The sequence below is a fragment of the Sporosarcina sp. PTS2304 genome (genome assembly GCF_003351785.1).
Taxonomy (GTDB): Bacteria; Bacillota; Bacilli; order Bacillales_A; family Planococcaceae; genus Sporosarcina.
The window spans coordinates 755,133-770,963 of sequence record NZ_CP031230.1 but is presented as its reverse complement, the minus strand read 5'-3'; the positions used below and the strand labels follow the sequence as shown (position 1 = coordinate 770,963).

Sequence of the window (15,831 nt, the reverse complement as noted above, 5' to 3'; positions counted from 1 at the left end):
AGTCCCACGGACATTCTTTTGCTAATTGTAATACTAGGACATATCTATGATATATCAATATGAAACTAAATTCAATAATGCTTTTAGCTGGCCTATAAGTTTGTGAACAAATATTAAGATTATGTGACAAACGAGAATGGGGCTTTCATGTTACGCAAATAAGTGCTTCAGAACTTTGCAGGAGTGAATAAATTTACTGGACATTCCACTTCTCCATGAAATGTGTCAGCACTTGTCTTAGTTGGTCTTCTAAAATGGTTTGACGTAAATGATCATCCATCGCCTCTAGCGGTATAGATGGTAACCAAACGACTTTTCCTTCAACAGTTACAGACGTCCATTTTGCATCTGTAGTGAGATAGAAAATATGGGTAAACGAAGAGTCCTTTAAATCCTCTCCTAACGTATCTGCTAGCAGTTGCAAATCCATCGATTGTGTATAAGAAACGGGTGGCAAGAACATCATTCTACCTTTGAACTGCTTTTCTATAAACATCGATAGATTCATAAGAAACTCTGAAGATGATGCACTATTTTTCATCGTTTCCGTTCGTGTATCGATGGAGATCAGCGGTACAACGATTGTGTCAATATACTCTTTTTGATTGATATATGTATCTACATCTTTTGGTACCCAATTCATTTCTCTTCCTCCCATCTGTGTTCTATAAAGTGTAGCGCATACAATCACTCAACGCAAACCAATGACTTCACCGAAATGGCGAAGTCATTGGTCTTTTTTCATTTCATTTAATAGCGCAGTTAAACTGATAAAAAGTTCACGATCCCCTTTGTCGAGCGCATCATCAATCCGCTTGCTTAACATTTCTTTTGTTGTGATCGTAAAGCTTTCTTCGAGCAAACGTTCTGCGAGCTCTTGGTCTTTTCTTTTTGTCAAAAGATCTTCGGGTACGTACGGATTTTCCTCAGCGACACTCGCATATTCAGGACATTTATTGCTGTCTTTAAAATTCAATTGGATGAACATATCCTCATCAGGGTGTAAACGTAAGTCGTGAAAGGATTTTTCCGCATCTGCAGTCATCAAATTGCCTTTATAAAAGCGAAATGGGATACTATCTACTTCTGTAGTGGAAATAATCATGGCTCGTGGACAATGATGAGCCTCATCCGTAAAGTGCACATTGGTCAATAAATGCTCATTGCTAAGAAGATAATTTAAAATCCATACACATTCCCGCCGCTTTAACCGATAGCGTTTCAAAAACCACCTCAAAAACTCTTTCTTGGCAGCTACAGGAACCATGGCCTTCATTTCATACCCCCTCTTCAGATTGTGCGTCTATATATGCCACCCATTCTTCTGCTTGCGGATCGACTTTCACTAGTTGCAAAATGACTGGCAATGCTTCGGATGATTTGCCTTCCTCCAATAAGAATCGAGCATACAAATCCAAAAAGTCCGCATCTTCCTTCATCCCATCATATGCTTTCAAATACATTTCATACGCTTTTCTATAATCTTCTGTTCGTTCATACGCGTAAGCAAAGAATGCATATAATAAAGGAATTTCGAGTTGATCGGCTTCTGCGTATTGCAATAACTCAAGCAACGCCTCGTCTTTTTCTTGCTCATTGTAAAGGGAAGCAAGTGTGACGAGCGCATCGATATATTCAGGATCCAACACGAGCGCTTCTTTTAAATGGCTTTCCGCTTGATCAGGTAGTTGTAATTTAAGAGCGGATTTAGCAGCCGCCACATGTAACTCTTTATCAAAAGCATCCCGTTCGATTCCTTTTTTGAATAATTGGAGTGCTTGCTCGTCTTCATTTTGTTGGGCATAACTTTGACCAGCCAGCATATACGCAGAAAAATAATCCGGATCCATTTCGAGTAATTGCTCTAGTCGACTAACTGCCTCCGAATACCGTTCTGTTTGAAAGTAAGCTAAACCAAGTCCGAATAGTTCCTCTGGATTCGTCTCTTTTGCAAGCAATTCCTCATAAAAAGGAATCGCTTCTTCGTATGCAGCTCCTGCGCTGTAAGCTTCTGCAAGACGCGAAGAAATGTTGACACCTGCCAGTTCATCATTCGTCTTCAGCAATTTGTTATACAGTCGTACCGCTTCACTGTAACGTCCCGATTCGAGAAGCAATTCAGCCTCTGCTAACTGAATGACCGGCTCATGCGGTAACAACGCGGAAGCTTCACGTACTTTCGAGAGTGCTGTTTCCGCAAAACCTAGCATTTGATAATAATCTGCTTGCGCCAACAATGCTTGAACAAATTCTTCTTCATCCTCTTTAATATCCGTCAATAATAGTAATGCGTTGTCCTCTTCTCCTAGTTCAAGTAACGCTGCTGCACGATCTATTTTCAATTGTGCCTCATCTGGAAAAACGAGCAATAATTGAGCAAAAATATCATCTGCCTGGCCAAGAAACCCATAGTCAATCAGAAGATTTGCTACGTCATATAATGCATCGTATTCATGCTCTGCTTGAAGTGTTTGGATTTTATTTTGAAGAGAATCTGCATCCCCGTCTAATAAAAGCTGTTCCATTTCCTGCAATAAATTCATACTTCCACCTGAACTTTCTATTGAACTTTACTGTTTCACAAGATTTGCAAGATCTTCGAAAAAATGCGGATACGAAATAGCAATACATGAAGGATTATCAATATGAATAGGCTCTGACGTAATCAAACCTGCAATCGCGGCCATCATCCCTAGACGATGATCTCCGTATGATTGAAGTGTTCCGCCTGTTAAAGGAGTAGGTCCGGTAATAATCATTCCATCTTCAGTCGTCTCGATTACTGCGCCCAATTTGCGTAACTCCGTAGCGACCGCCTCGATACGATCCGTTTCTTTGACACGTAATTCTTCCGCATCTTTAATCACCGTACGACCTTCCGCTTGAGTAGCAAGCAATGCCAGTATAGGTAATTCATCGATTAATCTAGGAATTACATCACCGCCTATTTCAGTAGCTTGTAATGGAGAATACTGTATTTTCACATCTCCATAGCGCTCTCCCGAAAAGCCTTTTTCGTCAAGTACGGTAATAGTGACACCCATCGATTGTAATACGTCCAGTATTCCTGTTCTCGTCGGATTCAAGCCGACTTTTTCAAAGATGACTTCACTGTCTTTCACCATAGCAGCAGCTACCATGAAAAATGCAGCAGATGAAATATCGCCAGGCACGACTACGTCAGTCCCCGTCAATTGCTGTCCACCTTGCAGACGAATCGTTTTACCCGATTGTTCTACTTTAGCGCCAAACTGCATAAGCATGCGTTCTGTATGATCACGTGAAACTGCTTGTTCCGTGACGGATGTTATACCTTTTGCTTGAAGACCAGCAAGCAATATTGCTGATTTCACTTGTGCACTAGCTACTGGCATATTATAGTCTATCGCTTGGAGTATCGCACCCTTGATAGTAAGCGGTAAATAGTCCGTCTGTCCTTCGCTCGTAATGTCCGCACCCATCATACTTAGCGGATCTGTTACACGTTTCATCGGACGTTTGGATAAGTATTGATCCCCACACATTTCTGAAGTGACGGATGCACCTGCTAAAATGCCGAGCATGAGACGTGCCGTTGTTCCCGAATTTCCTGCGTCAAGTGGTTCTGTCGGTGTTTCCCAATTGGCAATTCCCGGGCTTTCTACTACTACATTTGTTCCTTCGCGCGTAATCGTTACGCCTAATTTTTGGAACATACCAATCGTACTTAAACAATCTTCACCGTCTAGGAATCCCGTAATAGTCGTTTTTCCTGTTGCAATCGATCCGAGCATAACCGCGCGATGGGAAATAGATTTATCCCCTGGTACTTGCAACGTTCCACGGAGGACAGGTCGTTTAAATGAAACCGTCTTTTGTTGTGACATCTTACTCTCCTCCTTTACCTTGTCTCTTTTTATAGTACATGCATTGAGTAGTCGGTTTCTTGCGTCAGCACTTGTCGCGCCCGTTTACGCTCTGTTGCAGATTGGAAGCTGATCACTAAAATACCGTACACGTCCGTACGTGTTTCTACAATACGAATATTCGTCAAACTGATGTCTGCATCCGCAAGTATTTTTGTAATTTCAGAAATAACCCCCGGATGGTCAGGCACATCAATATGCAAATCAAATGTCATATAGAGTGCTCCTTGAACGGCTCCTTCATATGTAGAAGGTAGTTGATCGCGGTAAGTTTTTGCCTGCGCAAAGAAATCAAAAATATGTTCCGGATCATTGGCGACGAGCATTTCACGGATATTCGTCATCTCATCAAGCCACCCGTCTACTTGAGATAGAAGTTCTTCTCTATTTTGAATCGTTATGTCACGCCACATTACTGGATCAGCTGAAGCGATTCGTGTCAAATCACGGAATCCACCCGCTGCCAACTTTTTGACGAATGGCTGTTCTTCTTCTTGCGCTGCTAACCGGCCGACCAAAGAAGAAGCAATGATATGCGGAAAATGGCTAATAATCGCAGTCATACGATCATGCTCTTCGGCTTGAAGAACAATCAATTTCGCTTTTGTCGCTTCAAATAACGTCTCTAAAAGAGAAATTTGTTCTTCAGAAGTATCGGACGCGGGTGTCAAAATATAATAGGCATTTTCAAAGAGATGCTCCATTGCCGCGGATACACCACTTTTGTGAGAACCCGCCATCGGATGCCCCCCGATAAATGTAATACCTTTTTCTTGGAGTTTGACAGCCGCATCCATGATGGGCTTTTTCGTACTGCCTGTATCGGTTACGATTGCAGATTGTTTAAAGTTCCAATCGACCGCTTCTTCAAATAGTAGAACCGTCGTATTGACAGGTGTCGCAAAAACAACAAAGTCAGCCTGCTCACAGGCTGATTTTGCGGAAGGTGCGACTGTATCAATAATCCCTCTGCGAAATGCTTCATCCGCAGTTGCATACGAACGATCAAATCCGATAATGTGAACATCGGGATTTCTTTTCAATGCGAGACCGAGAGACCCACCGATCAATCCCAGTCCGATTATACTTACAGTCGTTTTCATTGTCATCTATCCTTATTTGTTAGTAATTATTTCATCAAACGCTTTAAATAAGCCCGTGTTTTGCTGTTCTGTTCCAATCGTTATACGGACATATCCTGGTGTTCCGAGTAAATTTCCACTTCGAACGATGTAACCATGTCGCAAGAAGACTTCACATGCTTCATCCGCATCCATAGGTACTTCTATTAAGACGAAGTTTGTTTCAGAAGGATAGATGGCCAGTTCATTTTCTTTAGCGTAAGCTACATAACGATTACGCTCTGTCTCATTTTTTGTTACACACTCTTGCAAAAACTGCTGATCTGCAAGCGCCACTTCAGCTGCTCCTAGCGCTAATGTATTGCTATTGAACGGATTTCGAACTTTATTCAACTCTGCAATAATATCTTTATTTGCGACAGCATAGCCGAGACGGAAACTTGCCAATCCATAAGCTTTTGAGAATGTGCGGGAAATGAGTAAATTATCATATTCATGAATCCATTGCATCGCGTTCCCTTGCTCCGCAGAAGTAACGAATTCAAAATAAGCTTCATCTAACACGACAAGAGCTGTTTTTGGCGCCCGATCCAAGAAGTCTTTGATTACGTGACTAGGGAGGAAGTTACCTGTCGGGTTGTTTGGATTACAAACCCATATGATGGCAGTCTTTTCATCTGCTACTCGCAGAAAACCTTCTAAATCATGATCACCAGTATCAAGCATCGCCACTTCTCGTATTTCTGCACCTTCAATTTTGGCGTTATGTGCATATTGTGGAAACGTTACAGATGCCATCACCGTATTGGTACCTGGTTGTAATAGAGCCCTTGATATAATCGTCACCATTTCATCTGAACCGTTACTAATTAATAATTCCTCAGGATCAACTCCGTGATGCTTTGAGAGATTTGTACGTAACCCCGAAGTATAGACGTCCGGGTACATTTCAAATTGGTCTGCCCGTGACTGTAAAAACTTTGCAACTTCCGGTGATGATCCATAAGGGTTTTCATTTGATGCTAGTTTATTTACTTCTTGAAGACCGTATGTACGTTTCACTTCGGCGATAGAACGCCCTGGTGCGTAAGGCTTCATGGTGGATAAGATAGGCTTCCAATTCATTAGGATTGCTCCTCCTCGTAACAGGTTACTTATTTTTGCAAATCAGGTCGTAACTGCACTGCATTGTTGCGGTAAATATGTTGAATTTCATTTTGTGGTGTCGCAGTGTTCACGTTCATCATGACTCGAATACATTTACGCATCGAGCCTGGTACATCGATTTCATGTGTGCACATGACCGGTACGTACGTCCACCCTTCAATCGAACGGATCGCTTTTGCGGGGAATGCCGCTTTGACGTCTACAGTGGTAGAAACAATGACGGAGCCGATTTCTTCCGGTGAAAATTGATTAGCTTCTGCCATTTCTAACACGAGTTCTTCTGTGGCCTGCAATATTTCCTGCGCATCATCTTTTTCTACAGTTGTTGCTCCTCTAATTCCTCGAACGCTCATACGATCCCCTCACTTTCAATTTTTAATTTGAATTCATTAAATACTTGTAAGCATTCTTCTGCACTGATTTCTTTCACAAACGGTTGACCGAGCTGTTTCAGCAAGACAAAGTTCATTTTTCCAAATGAAGCTTTCTTATCTTTTTGCATATAGGACAATAATTCATCAAAACTGTAGTTGAATACCGGATCGAATGTATAGCCATTACGTGTAGCGAATTTCAAATAACGGTTTGTGAAATCAGCAGGTAGCTCGCCATGCTTTTCACTTAATAAAAAAGCATAGCCCATGCCGATCATGACACACTCTCCATGACTTAAACTGCCAAAACCTGATGCCGCCTCTACTGCATGACCGAATGTATGACCGAAATTCAGAAATTTACGTGTCGAATGTTCAAACTCATCTTCTCCAACAATTTTCGCTTTTACGCCGATACCACGCACTAGTTGCGGTTCTAGCCATTTGATTGATGGGGCAGAAAACTGTTCCTCCTTAAGCAACGCTTCCGTCCATTGTGCATCTGAAATAAATGCATGCTTGACGAGTTCCGCCATGCCTGAACGCATTTCAGAGGCTGGCAATGTTTGAAAAACATCCGTATCAAATAACACCGCGGACGGCTGATGAAAAGATCCGACCATATTTTTTCCTTCCGGCATATTGATCGCTGTTTTACCTCCTACCGCACTGTCATGCGCAAGCACCGTTGTCGGGCATTGGATAAAACGTATCCCTCTCATGAACGTTGCCGCTACAAAACCGGTCAAATCACCGACTGCACCGCCACCAAAGGCAATTAAAAGCGAGTTTCGCGTAAACCCTTCTTGAAGAAAGAAGGATTGACACGCTACATATACTTCGGGCATTTTACAGCTTTCTCCACCGGGGACAATTTTAACTGATACTTCACGACCTGATCGTGCCAATGCCTCCTGAAGCAAAGGTAAATGCAATTCTGCCACATGGGCATCTGCAATAATCCCAATTTTGTCTGTACTTTTCAGTAAATCCGCGTATTGTGTAGCAAACAGTTCATATGTTTTAGAACCTACATAGACGTCGTACTGGTGATCGCGGACGGAAACTGTTAACTTTTCCATCTTAAAACTCCTTTACGTATTGTCTATATTGTTCGATATCTTTTTGGAGACCATCCATTGTATCTGAACGGAATTCATCCATAATCGCTTTTGCCATTTCTGTCGCAATGACATGCTCCGCTACAACAGATGCTGCGGGAACAGCACAAGGATCTGAACGCTCAATAGTCGCTACGAACGATTCTTTCGTATCAATATCTACACTTTCAAGTGGTTTATACAACGTCGGAATAGGTTTCATCACACCGCGAACGACGATCGGCATACCTGTCGTCATTCCGCCCTCTAATCCACCTAAACGATTGGATTTACGGTAGTAACCCAATTCTTCATTCCAACTAATTTCATCATGGACTTCACTTCCAGGCATTTTTGCCATATCGAAGCCCAGTCCAATTTCTACTCCTTTGAACGCATTGATACTCATCATAGCGCCTGCTAGTTTGCCGTCCATTTTACGATCGAACTGTACATAGCTGCCAATTCCAGGAGGACAGCCTTCAATGATAACTTCTACTACTCCACCAAGTGTATCGCCGCGTTTTTTAATATCATCAATTGCTGCAGTCATTTTTGCAGATGCTTCTTTATCTGCGCAGTACACCGCATCTTCTTCTACAATCGCACGCAAATCTTCCATAGATAACTCGGCATATGTCGCAGGATCTGTTTCAATTCCACCGATTTCCGTTACATGCGCCACTGTTTCGATTCCTAATTGGCGCAAAAATTGTTTAGCAACAGCGCCGATCGCCACACGCATTGTCGTTTCACGTGCCGAAGAGCGTTCCAGTACATTCCGCAAGTCGCGATGACCGTATTTCATGCCACCGACCAAATCTGCATGACCCGGACGCGGTCTAGTAATTTGACGCTTCACGTCTTCAGGATTCACGTCTTCTGGAAGTGGTTCTACTCCCATAATTCCTGTCCAGTGTTTCCAATCATCATTTACTACTGTCAATGTAACAGGTGATCCAAGCGTTTTCCCATGACGTACGCCAGAAGTGATTTCGACGCGATCTTTCTCGATTTGCATACGACGGCCTCTACCATGTCCGCCTTGTCTTCTTTTTAATTCACTATTGATCATTTCTGCTGTAAGTTCCATCTGTGCAGGTAATCCTTCGATAATTGCAGTCAGTTGCGGACCGTGTGATTCTCCAGCTGTAAAATACCGCATGTCCCATTCACTCCTTGAATAATGTATTATTTCTTTCGATAAAAAAACGTATCTACTGATTCAAAATTATATTTTTCAGGATTAAAGATTTGTTCTGTACTTCCTACAAACAAAATCCCGCCTGGTTTTAACGCTTTTGAAAAGTTGGTGTAAATTAAATCTTTTGCTTCCTCAGTAAAGTAAATCATTACGTTGCGACATACAATCAAGTCATAATTCGTATCGTATCGATCTTCCAGTAAATTGTGCTGTTTGAAAGTTACTGTTCTTTTAATATCATCTACGACTTGATAGGATTGACCTTCTTTAATGAAATATTTTGCTACAATTGGTTTCGGCACCTCTTTAAGAGAGCGTTCACCGTATAAGCCTACTTTGGCACGTTCTAGCACTCCTACGTCTAAATCGGTTGCAGTGATCGAAATATCACGTAGCGGTACATGGGACGACAAGACCATTGCCAGTGAGTACGGTTCTTCTCCTGTTGAGCAAGCCGCACTCCAAATTTTCAGACGTCTGTTTTTCTCTAGAAGTTGTGGAAAGATCTTCTTCTCCAAAACATTCCAGCGGACAGCATTGCGGTAAAATTCTGACACATTAATCGTCATGCGGTCCAAGAATTCATCTAACAAGCTTTTATCTGTTTGAATCGCTTGAAAGTATTCTTTAAAATCGCGATAGCCTTTTTTTTCATATAAAGAGGTGAGCCGGCGTTTCATCTGCGCTTCTTTATACAAAGACAAATCGATGCCAGTCTTCTTCTTTATCCCCTGAATCAGTATCGAATAATCAGACATGTATTGACCCTCCTCATAACGCTATCTTTCTATGTACGTTCCTATTATAGCGGAAAAGCCGACTCGTATGTATAAGAAAAACAGCCACGCGAAATTCGCTCGGCTGTTTTTGGTAATTAGTTAATCCAGTTGTTCACTGATTTGTCATAAGTCACAAGCTCTTCCTCTTTGAAGAACAAGTTAATCTCGCGGCTTGCTGACTCAGATGAATCCGAACCGTGTATAATATTCTTACCTACCGTTACAGCGAAATCTCCACGGACTGTTCCAGGAGCAGATTCTGTTGGATTCGTAGCACCCATCATTAGGCGTGCAGTAGAGATGACATTCTCGCCTTCCCAAACCATTGCGAATACCGGTCCAGAAGTGATGAATTCTACAAGTTCTCCGAAGAATGGACGTTCACTATGCTCTCCGTAATGTTGCTCAGCAAGTTCTTTAGAAATATTCATCAATTTCCCACCAACTAATTGATATCCTTTGTTTTCGAAACGACCAACGATTTCACCAATTAGGTTACGTTGTACGCCGTCTGGCTTTACCATAATAAATGTTCTTTCCATCTGTCAAACACTCCTTCATCTATCTATAGGGAAATTACCCTTTTAAATCGTACCATTGACGCCTTTTTCTTTCAACTATTATTGAGGAAGACACGGAAAAGTTATACAAACTACGTCCGATCTCTTAGAGTTGATGTAAAAACGGCAGCGCTTCTCATTAATATTTTCGTTGGCCGATAAAGTCTGCAATTTGGATTAGCGCTTTCTTTGACTTGCCCCCAGGGAGGTCTTCCAGTTCTTTTAACGCTTTTGCCAAGTATAGGTTACTGACATGTTGAGCTTTTTCCAGTGCCCCGCTCTGCCGGATATAACGTAGCATGTTTTGACGATCGGATTCCGCCATCTGACCTGTAAACGCACGTTCCATATAGGGTATAAACTCCGCATCATCTTTTATGTATAGTATAGGCAACGTAATATGACCGTTCAATAAGTCACTGCCTGCCGGTTTGCCGAGTTCAGAGTCTGTTGATGTAATATCCAGGATATCATCAATGATTTGAAAAGCCATACCCGTGAAATAACCATATCTTCTGAGTTTCTGCACGGTCACAGCGTCCGCATCTGTACTCAATGCACCCAGTTCACAACTAGACGCTAGGAGCAGCGCAGTTTTGCGTTTGATCCGTTTCAAATAATCGCGTAAATTTTGATCTGTTTGTTGTTGGAAGTCAATTTGAATGATTTCCCCTTTACATATTTCAAGCATCGTTTCTGCCAAAATTCTATGTACAGATTCTTTCTCAATGTCGCCAATGGATGTCAGCGCGCGAGAAAAGATAAAATCACCGGCATACATTGCTACTCGGTTATTCCATTTTGCTTTAACTGTCTCCAAGCCCCGGCGCATGTCTGAATCGTCGATTACGTCATCATGGACGAGTGATGCCATATGGATCAATTCCAGAGACACCGCAACTTTCGCTACATTTTCAAGAGAGTACCGCCCGAACTGCGCTGCCAAAATAACGAAGATCGGCCGAATTCTTTTCCCTCCTGCTTTCAATAAATGCAAAGACGCTTTACGGACAATGGGAGAAGAAGATTGCACGGAACGCTCAAGCTCTTTTTCAATATAAGCCACATCTTTGCGGAAATCCGTATAAAGTGACATTAACTTAATTTTTTCCAAACCCATTACCTTCTCCCGTGTACTCATTATTTGTATGCGATATGGCCCGCCGCCGCACCGCCACTATATGACTTATACGAAACTTCTTGATAGCCCGCATCGACGAATAGCTGCGCAAGCTCTTTCATCCCCGGAAAATCATTTGCTGATTCTTGAAGCCATGAATATTCTTTATAACTTTTCGCAAACAACTTACCAAATAACGGCATAATATATTTAAAATAAAAACGGAACGCTTGGCGATACACCGGAATTTTAGACTGTGATGTTTCTAAACAAACAGCCATACCTCCAGGCTTCAATACCCGTCTCATTTCTTGTAAAACAGTTAAGTAATCCGGTACATTACGCAATCCAAAGCCAATCGTCACGTAATCGAAGGAGTTATCCGGAAATGGCAGTACCATTGCATTTCCTTGAATTAACGTTAGATTTGGATACGGTTTTGTTTTTGGTCTAGCAGAGTCCAGCATGTTGGCACTGAAATCTAGCCCAACTACCTCACCCGTAGGTCCTGCCGCTTCAGCGAGCGCTACTGTCCAATCACCTGTACCACAACAAACATCCAATGCCTTCGCACCTGGTTGTACATTCATACGAACCATAATATCATTGCGCCATTTAATATGCTGATTAAAACTGATGACCGAATTCATTTTATCATAATCTGTTGAAATCTTTTCAAAGACATTATGAACTTTTTCTTCTTTTGAGATCGACACGTTTTGCCCCTTCTTTCTAGATCAGTTTGCTTTCTCCACGTTCAAACATTCCTACTACTTCGTTAATGACAGGTTTATGTAAGAAAAAACTATTTTGTAATCTGTCGTTCATGTTTTGTTGGAACCGCTCAATCCATTGTTCTGCATCTGCTGTTGCAAGTTTGAGATGCGGAAACTTCACATCCGTAACGTCTCGTTGCTTACTATCGAGCAGCCATAGTAACGGGAATAACGTTTCTACCATTGCTGCATAACGAGTAAAACCAAACGTATGGAAAAACTCTATAATACATCCGCTTTCCACTTCACTGATCAACGCTAGACGTTCTTCTTGTGAGTGAGGCGGTGATTGCAACAATGTCGTTTTACATTCATTGATCTTACCGATGGCGGCAGATAAAGAACGGATGAGATGGAAGTTAGGAATGGAAGCCAATAGTTTGTAATGGATTCCACTAAAATGATCTCCAGCAAGAACCATCAACTGCTGTTCTTTCGTAGAAGCGTTGTCTATGTCGATCTGATCATGAATGTCAAATGCAGTATGAATCGCGCCGATCGCTAACGCTGCTGTGTGCATTTCATCAGTCCATTGTTCACCGTTTAACAACGGCAGCAAAAGTATGGTCGCTTTTCTTCTATCAATCGTAACATGACCTACATCACGTTCGACAATCGGCTGGTAAATAGCGCGTCGCAAGTTTTCTATATAATTGTCGATTGAGTCATTGAATCCTTGTGTTTCCATCAGTACGCTCCATTCCGTCAGCCTTCGCCGGTCATTCTTTTTCTTCGCTCGAAACTACTCCATGAGCTGTATGGATTTCAGCTTCACCCCGAATTTTGATGGCGGACGTATGCTCGGTGAACTGCGCGATCATGACTTCTCCCCGGTCTAGTTTCTCGGTATGGTGAAATTTTGTGTCATTCCCTCGCGTGAGTCCAATGACATTGACTCCATCTTTTTTCGCTTTGATAATTAGATAATCAGGTTGTGTCATTTTCGCATCTCCAGTCTCTATATGGTCTTAATGATAGCATATAAATCGAGCGCTCGGCAAAGACCTCAATTCGTTCGGATGAGCGAAAGAATTTCAGCGCGTTTTACATCGTCATGCTCATAGATTCCTCTTGCGACAGTCGTAATGGTTTTGGCACCGGGCTTTTTAATTCCTCTCATCGTCATGCACATATGTTCAGCTTCAATAATAATATAAACACCGATTGGGTTCAGCATTTCCATCATCACGTCAGCTACAGTCGATGTGATGCGTTCCTGCAGTTGTGGACGGCGCGCTGTCGTTTCTACCGCTCTCGCCAACTTGCTAAGACCCGCGACTACTCCGTCACGTGGAATATAGGCTACATGAGCCACACCGTAAAAAGGAACTAAATGATGTTCACACATCGAATAGAACGGAATATCCTTTACTAATACTACTTCATCATGATTTTCATGGAAGACAACTTCAAAGTATTCTTTTGGATCTTTATTTAACCCTTCAAAAACTTCTGTATACATTTTGGCGACACGCTTAGGTGTATCTAATAAACCTTCACGCGTAGGGTCTTCTCCAATCGCTTCTAAAATCATCGTGACTGCTTGTTCTAACTTCTCTTTATTCTGCTCATTCATCTCAGCATGTCCTCCTTATAGGAACAAAACCTATTTCACCAAAATAGTAGCACATTCCACACATTCCGTACAGTTAGGGTGCTCATTATGTATTCTTTTGTCGAAACGTAAAGGAGCCCGTCCATGGCCATCTGATTGTCAGATTCGCTGGACAGACTCCTATGTAAAATCTCGAATTATTTTACTGCGTCTTTTAGTGCTTTACCCGCTTTAAAAGCTGGAACTTTACTTGCAGCGATTTCGATTTCTTCACCTGATTGTGGGTTACGTCCTTTTCTTGCAGCACGTTCACGTACTTCGAAGTTTCCGAAACCAATCAATTGAACTTTATCACCGTTAGCAAGAGTTGATTGAATTGTATCGAATACAGCTTCAACAGCTTTAGTTGCGTCTTTTTTTGTTAGACCTGCCGCTTCTGCTACAGAGTTAATTAATTCTGTTTTATTCACACCGTTCACCTCCTCTCAAAGGGGATGCTATTGCTTGTTAACACTGTAAAAAGAGTAACATAACAAAAACAACGGTGCAACAATATTATCGCGCTTTTCCTTTATTCTCGGCATTTCTAGAGTTTTCTTATGAAATCAATAGAAAAAAGACCCGCTTTACGGATCTTTCTCTAGGTAGAGTGAGTATATAAAATAATCACACAATGAATGTAATCATGCCTTTATTGCCATCGTTCACCATCTGTTCAATCGTTTCTCTCAATCTTTTTCTCGCCCGATCAGGAACTGCCGCTGTCTTATAACGAATACTTTCTTTCATGACTTCATGTAATGGTGTACCGAATAATTGAGTTTCCCACAATGCGTCTCGATCGTGTAAATATGCGTTTTTCAATTCTTTAAGCAAGTGGTGACTATGAAACTCAGAGCCGATCAATGGCGCAAATTCCGCTTCCATATCAATTCGTATAATATGCAGCGACGGGGCTTTCGCTTTCATTTTCACCCCAAAGAACGTATCTTGTTTAATAAGTTCTGGTGCTGTCGGCTGGAAGTCTGAAATAGACGGCAGTGCCACTCCATAACCGGACTTTTTCGCAGTTTCAATCGCTTCTGCATACATATCGTACGAATTCTTTGCCTTTACGGCTTCTTTAATGAAGACGAGCCAATCTTTTTTTGAACGCATTTCTCTCCCCATAAATTCTTCACATACCGCGACATATGCTTGTTCGTCCATATCAATATTGACAATCGCTTTTCCTTTGCCTGCATCTACTTCAATAACTTCAGCGTGACGCACGAACTCTTCTTCTTGCAGTAATTCAGCGATTTCTTGTACTTTGCGAATCTTAGAAACGCCCAAGAAACCATCTTCGATAATATGATCGATGCGTGCATTCAGTTTGTGATCCGCACCTAACTCTTCCATCCAATCAGGACGTTGAAGTTCAATATCCGTAATCGGAAACTCATACAACGCTTCCTTTAAAATCAGTTGAATCTCCGCAGCATTCAGCTGATCCGCGCTAATAGCAATTACTGGCACTCCATATTTTTCGTGCAGTTGACGTTTTAGATCCACCGTCCGTTCGTGAGCAGGCATTTTAGAATTCAACACAATAACAAACGGTTTCCCTATTTCTTTTAATTTTGACACAATTTCAATTTCGGCGACTTCTGCGGCCGCTCGCGGAATATTATTCACAGTCCCGTCTGTCGTTACTAAAATACCAATCGTTGAATGATCTCGAATCACTTTATCCGTTCCAATTCGTGCTGCCTCTTCAAATGGAATTGGTTCGTTATGCCAAGGTGTGTGGACATACTTCGGACCATTCTCATCTTCATACCCCTTCACACCATCAATAACATACCCTACACAGTCCGCCAAACGAATTTGAAAGGCCAGCTCCCCGTCCCCGATAGAAACGCTCGTACCTTGTGCAGGCACGAATTTAGGTTCAGCCGTCATAATGACAGATCCCGGGGAACTTTGTGGTAGCTCATCTTGGGCACGTATCCGATCATTGGCATCCGTCATATTCGGTATGACAACTTCTTCCATAACTCTCTTGACAAAAGTGGATTTTCCTACACGAACAGGGCCAACCACACCTATATAAATGTCGCCGTCTGTTCTTCTAGCTAAGTTTTCGTATAATTCTTCTTTCATCTTTAGCCCTCCTTTTTCTCCGCATAGTAGCTTATGAAACAGAAAAACGTTTCATGCATGAATG

General features: G+C 42.0%; 18 protein-coding genes. All 18 read right to left on the bottom strand.

Annotation, left to right across the window (positions count from 1 at the left end):
• Nucleotides 1-193: 193 nt before the first annotated feature.
• Entirely contained in the window at nt 194-643 is a 450-nt protein-coding gene (locus DV702_RS03505; protein ID WP_162805702.1) for a DUF2487 family protein, read from the bottom strand.
• An 84-nt stretch (nt 644-727) separates the two neighbouring features.
• Nucleotides 728-1,276: a ReoY family proteolytic degradation factor gene (locus DV702_RS03500; RefSeq protein WP_114923492.1), complete on the bottom strand. Its 549-nt coding sequence runs from the start codon at nt 1,274-1,276 to the stop codon at nt 728-730.
• 1 nt (nt 1,277) lies between these two features.
• The gene (locus tag DV702_RS03495; RefSeq protein ID WP_114923491.1) at nt 1,278-2,543 is read right to left on the bottom strand and encodes a tetratricopeptide repeat protein; all 1,266 of its coding nucleotides are present in this window, start codon (nt 2,541-2,543) and stop codon (nt 1,278-1,280) included.
• Between the two features lie 27 nt (nt 2,544-2,570).
• Complete coding sequence (gene aroA, locus DV702_RS03490; protein WP_114923490.1) at nt 2,571-3,866, bottom strand: 3-phosphoshikimate 1-carboxyvinyltransferase; 1,296 nt, start codon at nt 3,864-3,866, stop codon at nt 2,571-2,573.
• A gap of 29 nt (nt 3,867-3,895) precedes the next feature.
• Nucleotides 3,896-5,008 carry a prephenate dehydrogenase gene (locus DV702_RS03485; RefSeq protein WP_114923489.1) on the bottom strand — a complete coding sequence of 371 codons (1,113 nt, stop codon included), beginning with the start codon at nt 5,006-5,008 and terminating at the stop codon, nt 3,896-3,898.
• A gap of 12 nt (nt 5,009-5,020) precedes the next feature.
• Nucleotides 5,021-6,112, bottom strand: coding sequence for a histidinol-phosphate transaminase (gene hisC, locus DV702_RS03480; RefSeq protein WP_114923488.1), 1,092 nt, complete (start codon nt 6,110-6,112; stop codon nt 5,021-5,023).
• 29 nt (nt 6,113-6,141) lie between these two features.
• The gene (aroH, locus tag DV702_RS03475; RefSeq protein ID WP_114923487.1) at nt 6,142-6,507 is read right to left on the bottom strand and encodes a chorismate mutase; all 366 of its coding nucleotides are present in this window, start codon (nt 6,505-6,507) and stop codon (nt 6,142-6,144) included.
• Nucleotides 6,504-7,610 carry a 3-dehydroquinate synthase gene (gene aroB, locus DV702_RS03470; protein WP_114923486.1) on the bottom strand — a complete coding sequence of 369 codons (1,107 nt, stop codon included), beginning with the start codon at nt 7,608-7,610 and terminating at the stop codon, nt 6,504-6,506. The genes aroH and aroB overlap by 4 nt, the downstream gene beginning before the upstream one ends.
• Nucleotide 7,611: 1 nt before the next feature.
• On the bottom strand, nt 7,612-8,793 hold the full coding sequence (gene aroC, locus DV702_RS03465; protein WP_114923485.1) for a chorismate synthase: 1,182 nt from the start codon (nt 8,791-8,793) through the stop codon (nt 7,612-7,614).
• Between the two features lie 26 nt (nt 8,794-8,819).
• Complete coding sequence (locus DV702_RS03460) at nt 8,820-9,590, bottom strand: CheR family methyltransferase (protein ID WP_114923484.1); 771 nt, start codon at nt 9,588-9,590, stop codon at nt 8,820-8,822.
• A 116-nt stretch (nt 9,591-9,706) separates the two neighbouring features.
• Entirely contained in the window at nt 9,707-10,153 is a 447-nt protein-coding gene (gene ndk / locus DV702_RS03455; protein ID WP_114923483.1) for a nucleoside-diphosphate kinase, read from the bottom strand.
• 157 nt (nt 10,154-10,310) lie between these two features.
• On the bottom strand, nt 10,311-11,285 hold the full coding sequence (locus DV702_RS03450; RefSeq protein ID WP_114925820.1) for a polyprenyl synthetase family protein: 975 nt from the start codon (nt 11,283-11,285) through the stop codon (nt 10,311-10,313).
• Nucleotides 11,286-11,311: 26 nt separating this feature from the next.
• The gene (locus DV702_RS03445) at nt 11,312-12,007 is read right to left on the bottom strand and encodes a demethylmenaquinone methyltransferase (RefSeq protein WP_114923482.1); all 696 of its coding nucleotides are present in this window, start codon (nt 12,005-12,007) and stop codon (nt 11,312-11,314) included.
• 16 nt (nt 12,008-12,023) lie between these two features.
• Entirely contained in the window at nt 12,024-12,755 is a 732-nt protein-coding gene (locus DV702_RS03440; RefSeq protein ID WP_114923481.1) for a heptaprenyl diphosphate synthase component 1, read from the bottom strand.
• Between the two features lie 31 nt (nt 12,756-12,786).
• Nucleotides 12,787-13,008, bottom strand: a complete 222-nt coding sequence (gene mtrB, locus DV702_RS03435; RefSeq protein WP_085428802.1) for a trp RNA-binding attenuation protein MtrB — start codon at nt 13,006-13,008, stop codon at nt 12,787-12,789.
• A 65-nt stretch (nt 13,009-13,073) separates the two neighbouring features.
• On the bottom strand, nt 13,074-13,643 hold the full coding sequence (folE, locus tag DV702_RS03430; RefSeq protein WP_114923480.1) for a GTP cyclohydrolase I FolE: 570 nt from the start codon (nt 13,641-13,643) through the stop codon (nt 13,074-13,076).
• Nucleotides 13,644-13,819: 176 nt separating this feature from the next.
• Nucleotides 13,820-14,092, bottom strand: coding sequence for an HU family DNA-binding protein (locus DV702_RS03425; RefSeq protein ID WP_037561579.1), 273 nt, complete (start codon nt 14,090-14,092; stop codon nt 13,820-13,822).
• Between the two features lie 196 nt (nt 14,093-14,288).
• A complete protein-coding gene (gene spoIVA, locus DV702_RS03420; protein WP_114923479.1) occupies nt 14,289-15,767 on the bottom strand; it encodes a stage IV sporulation protein A in 1,479 nt (492 codons plus the stop codon).
• Nucleotides 15,768-15,831: the final 64 nt, after the last annotated feature.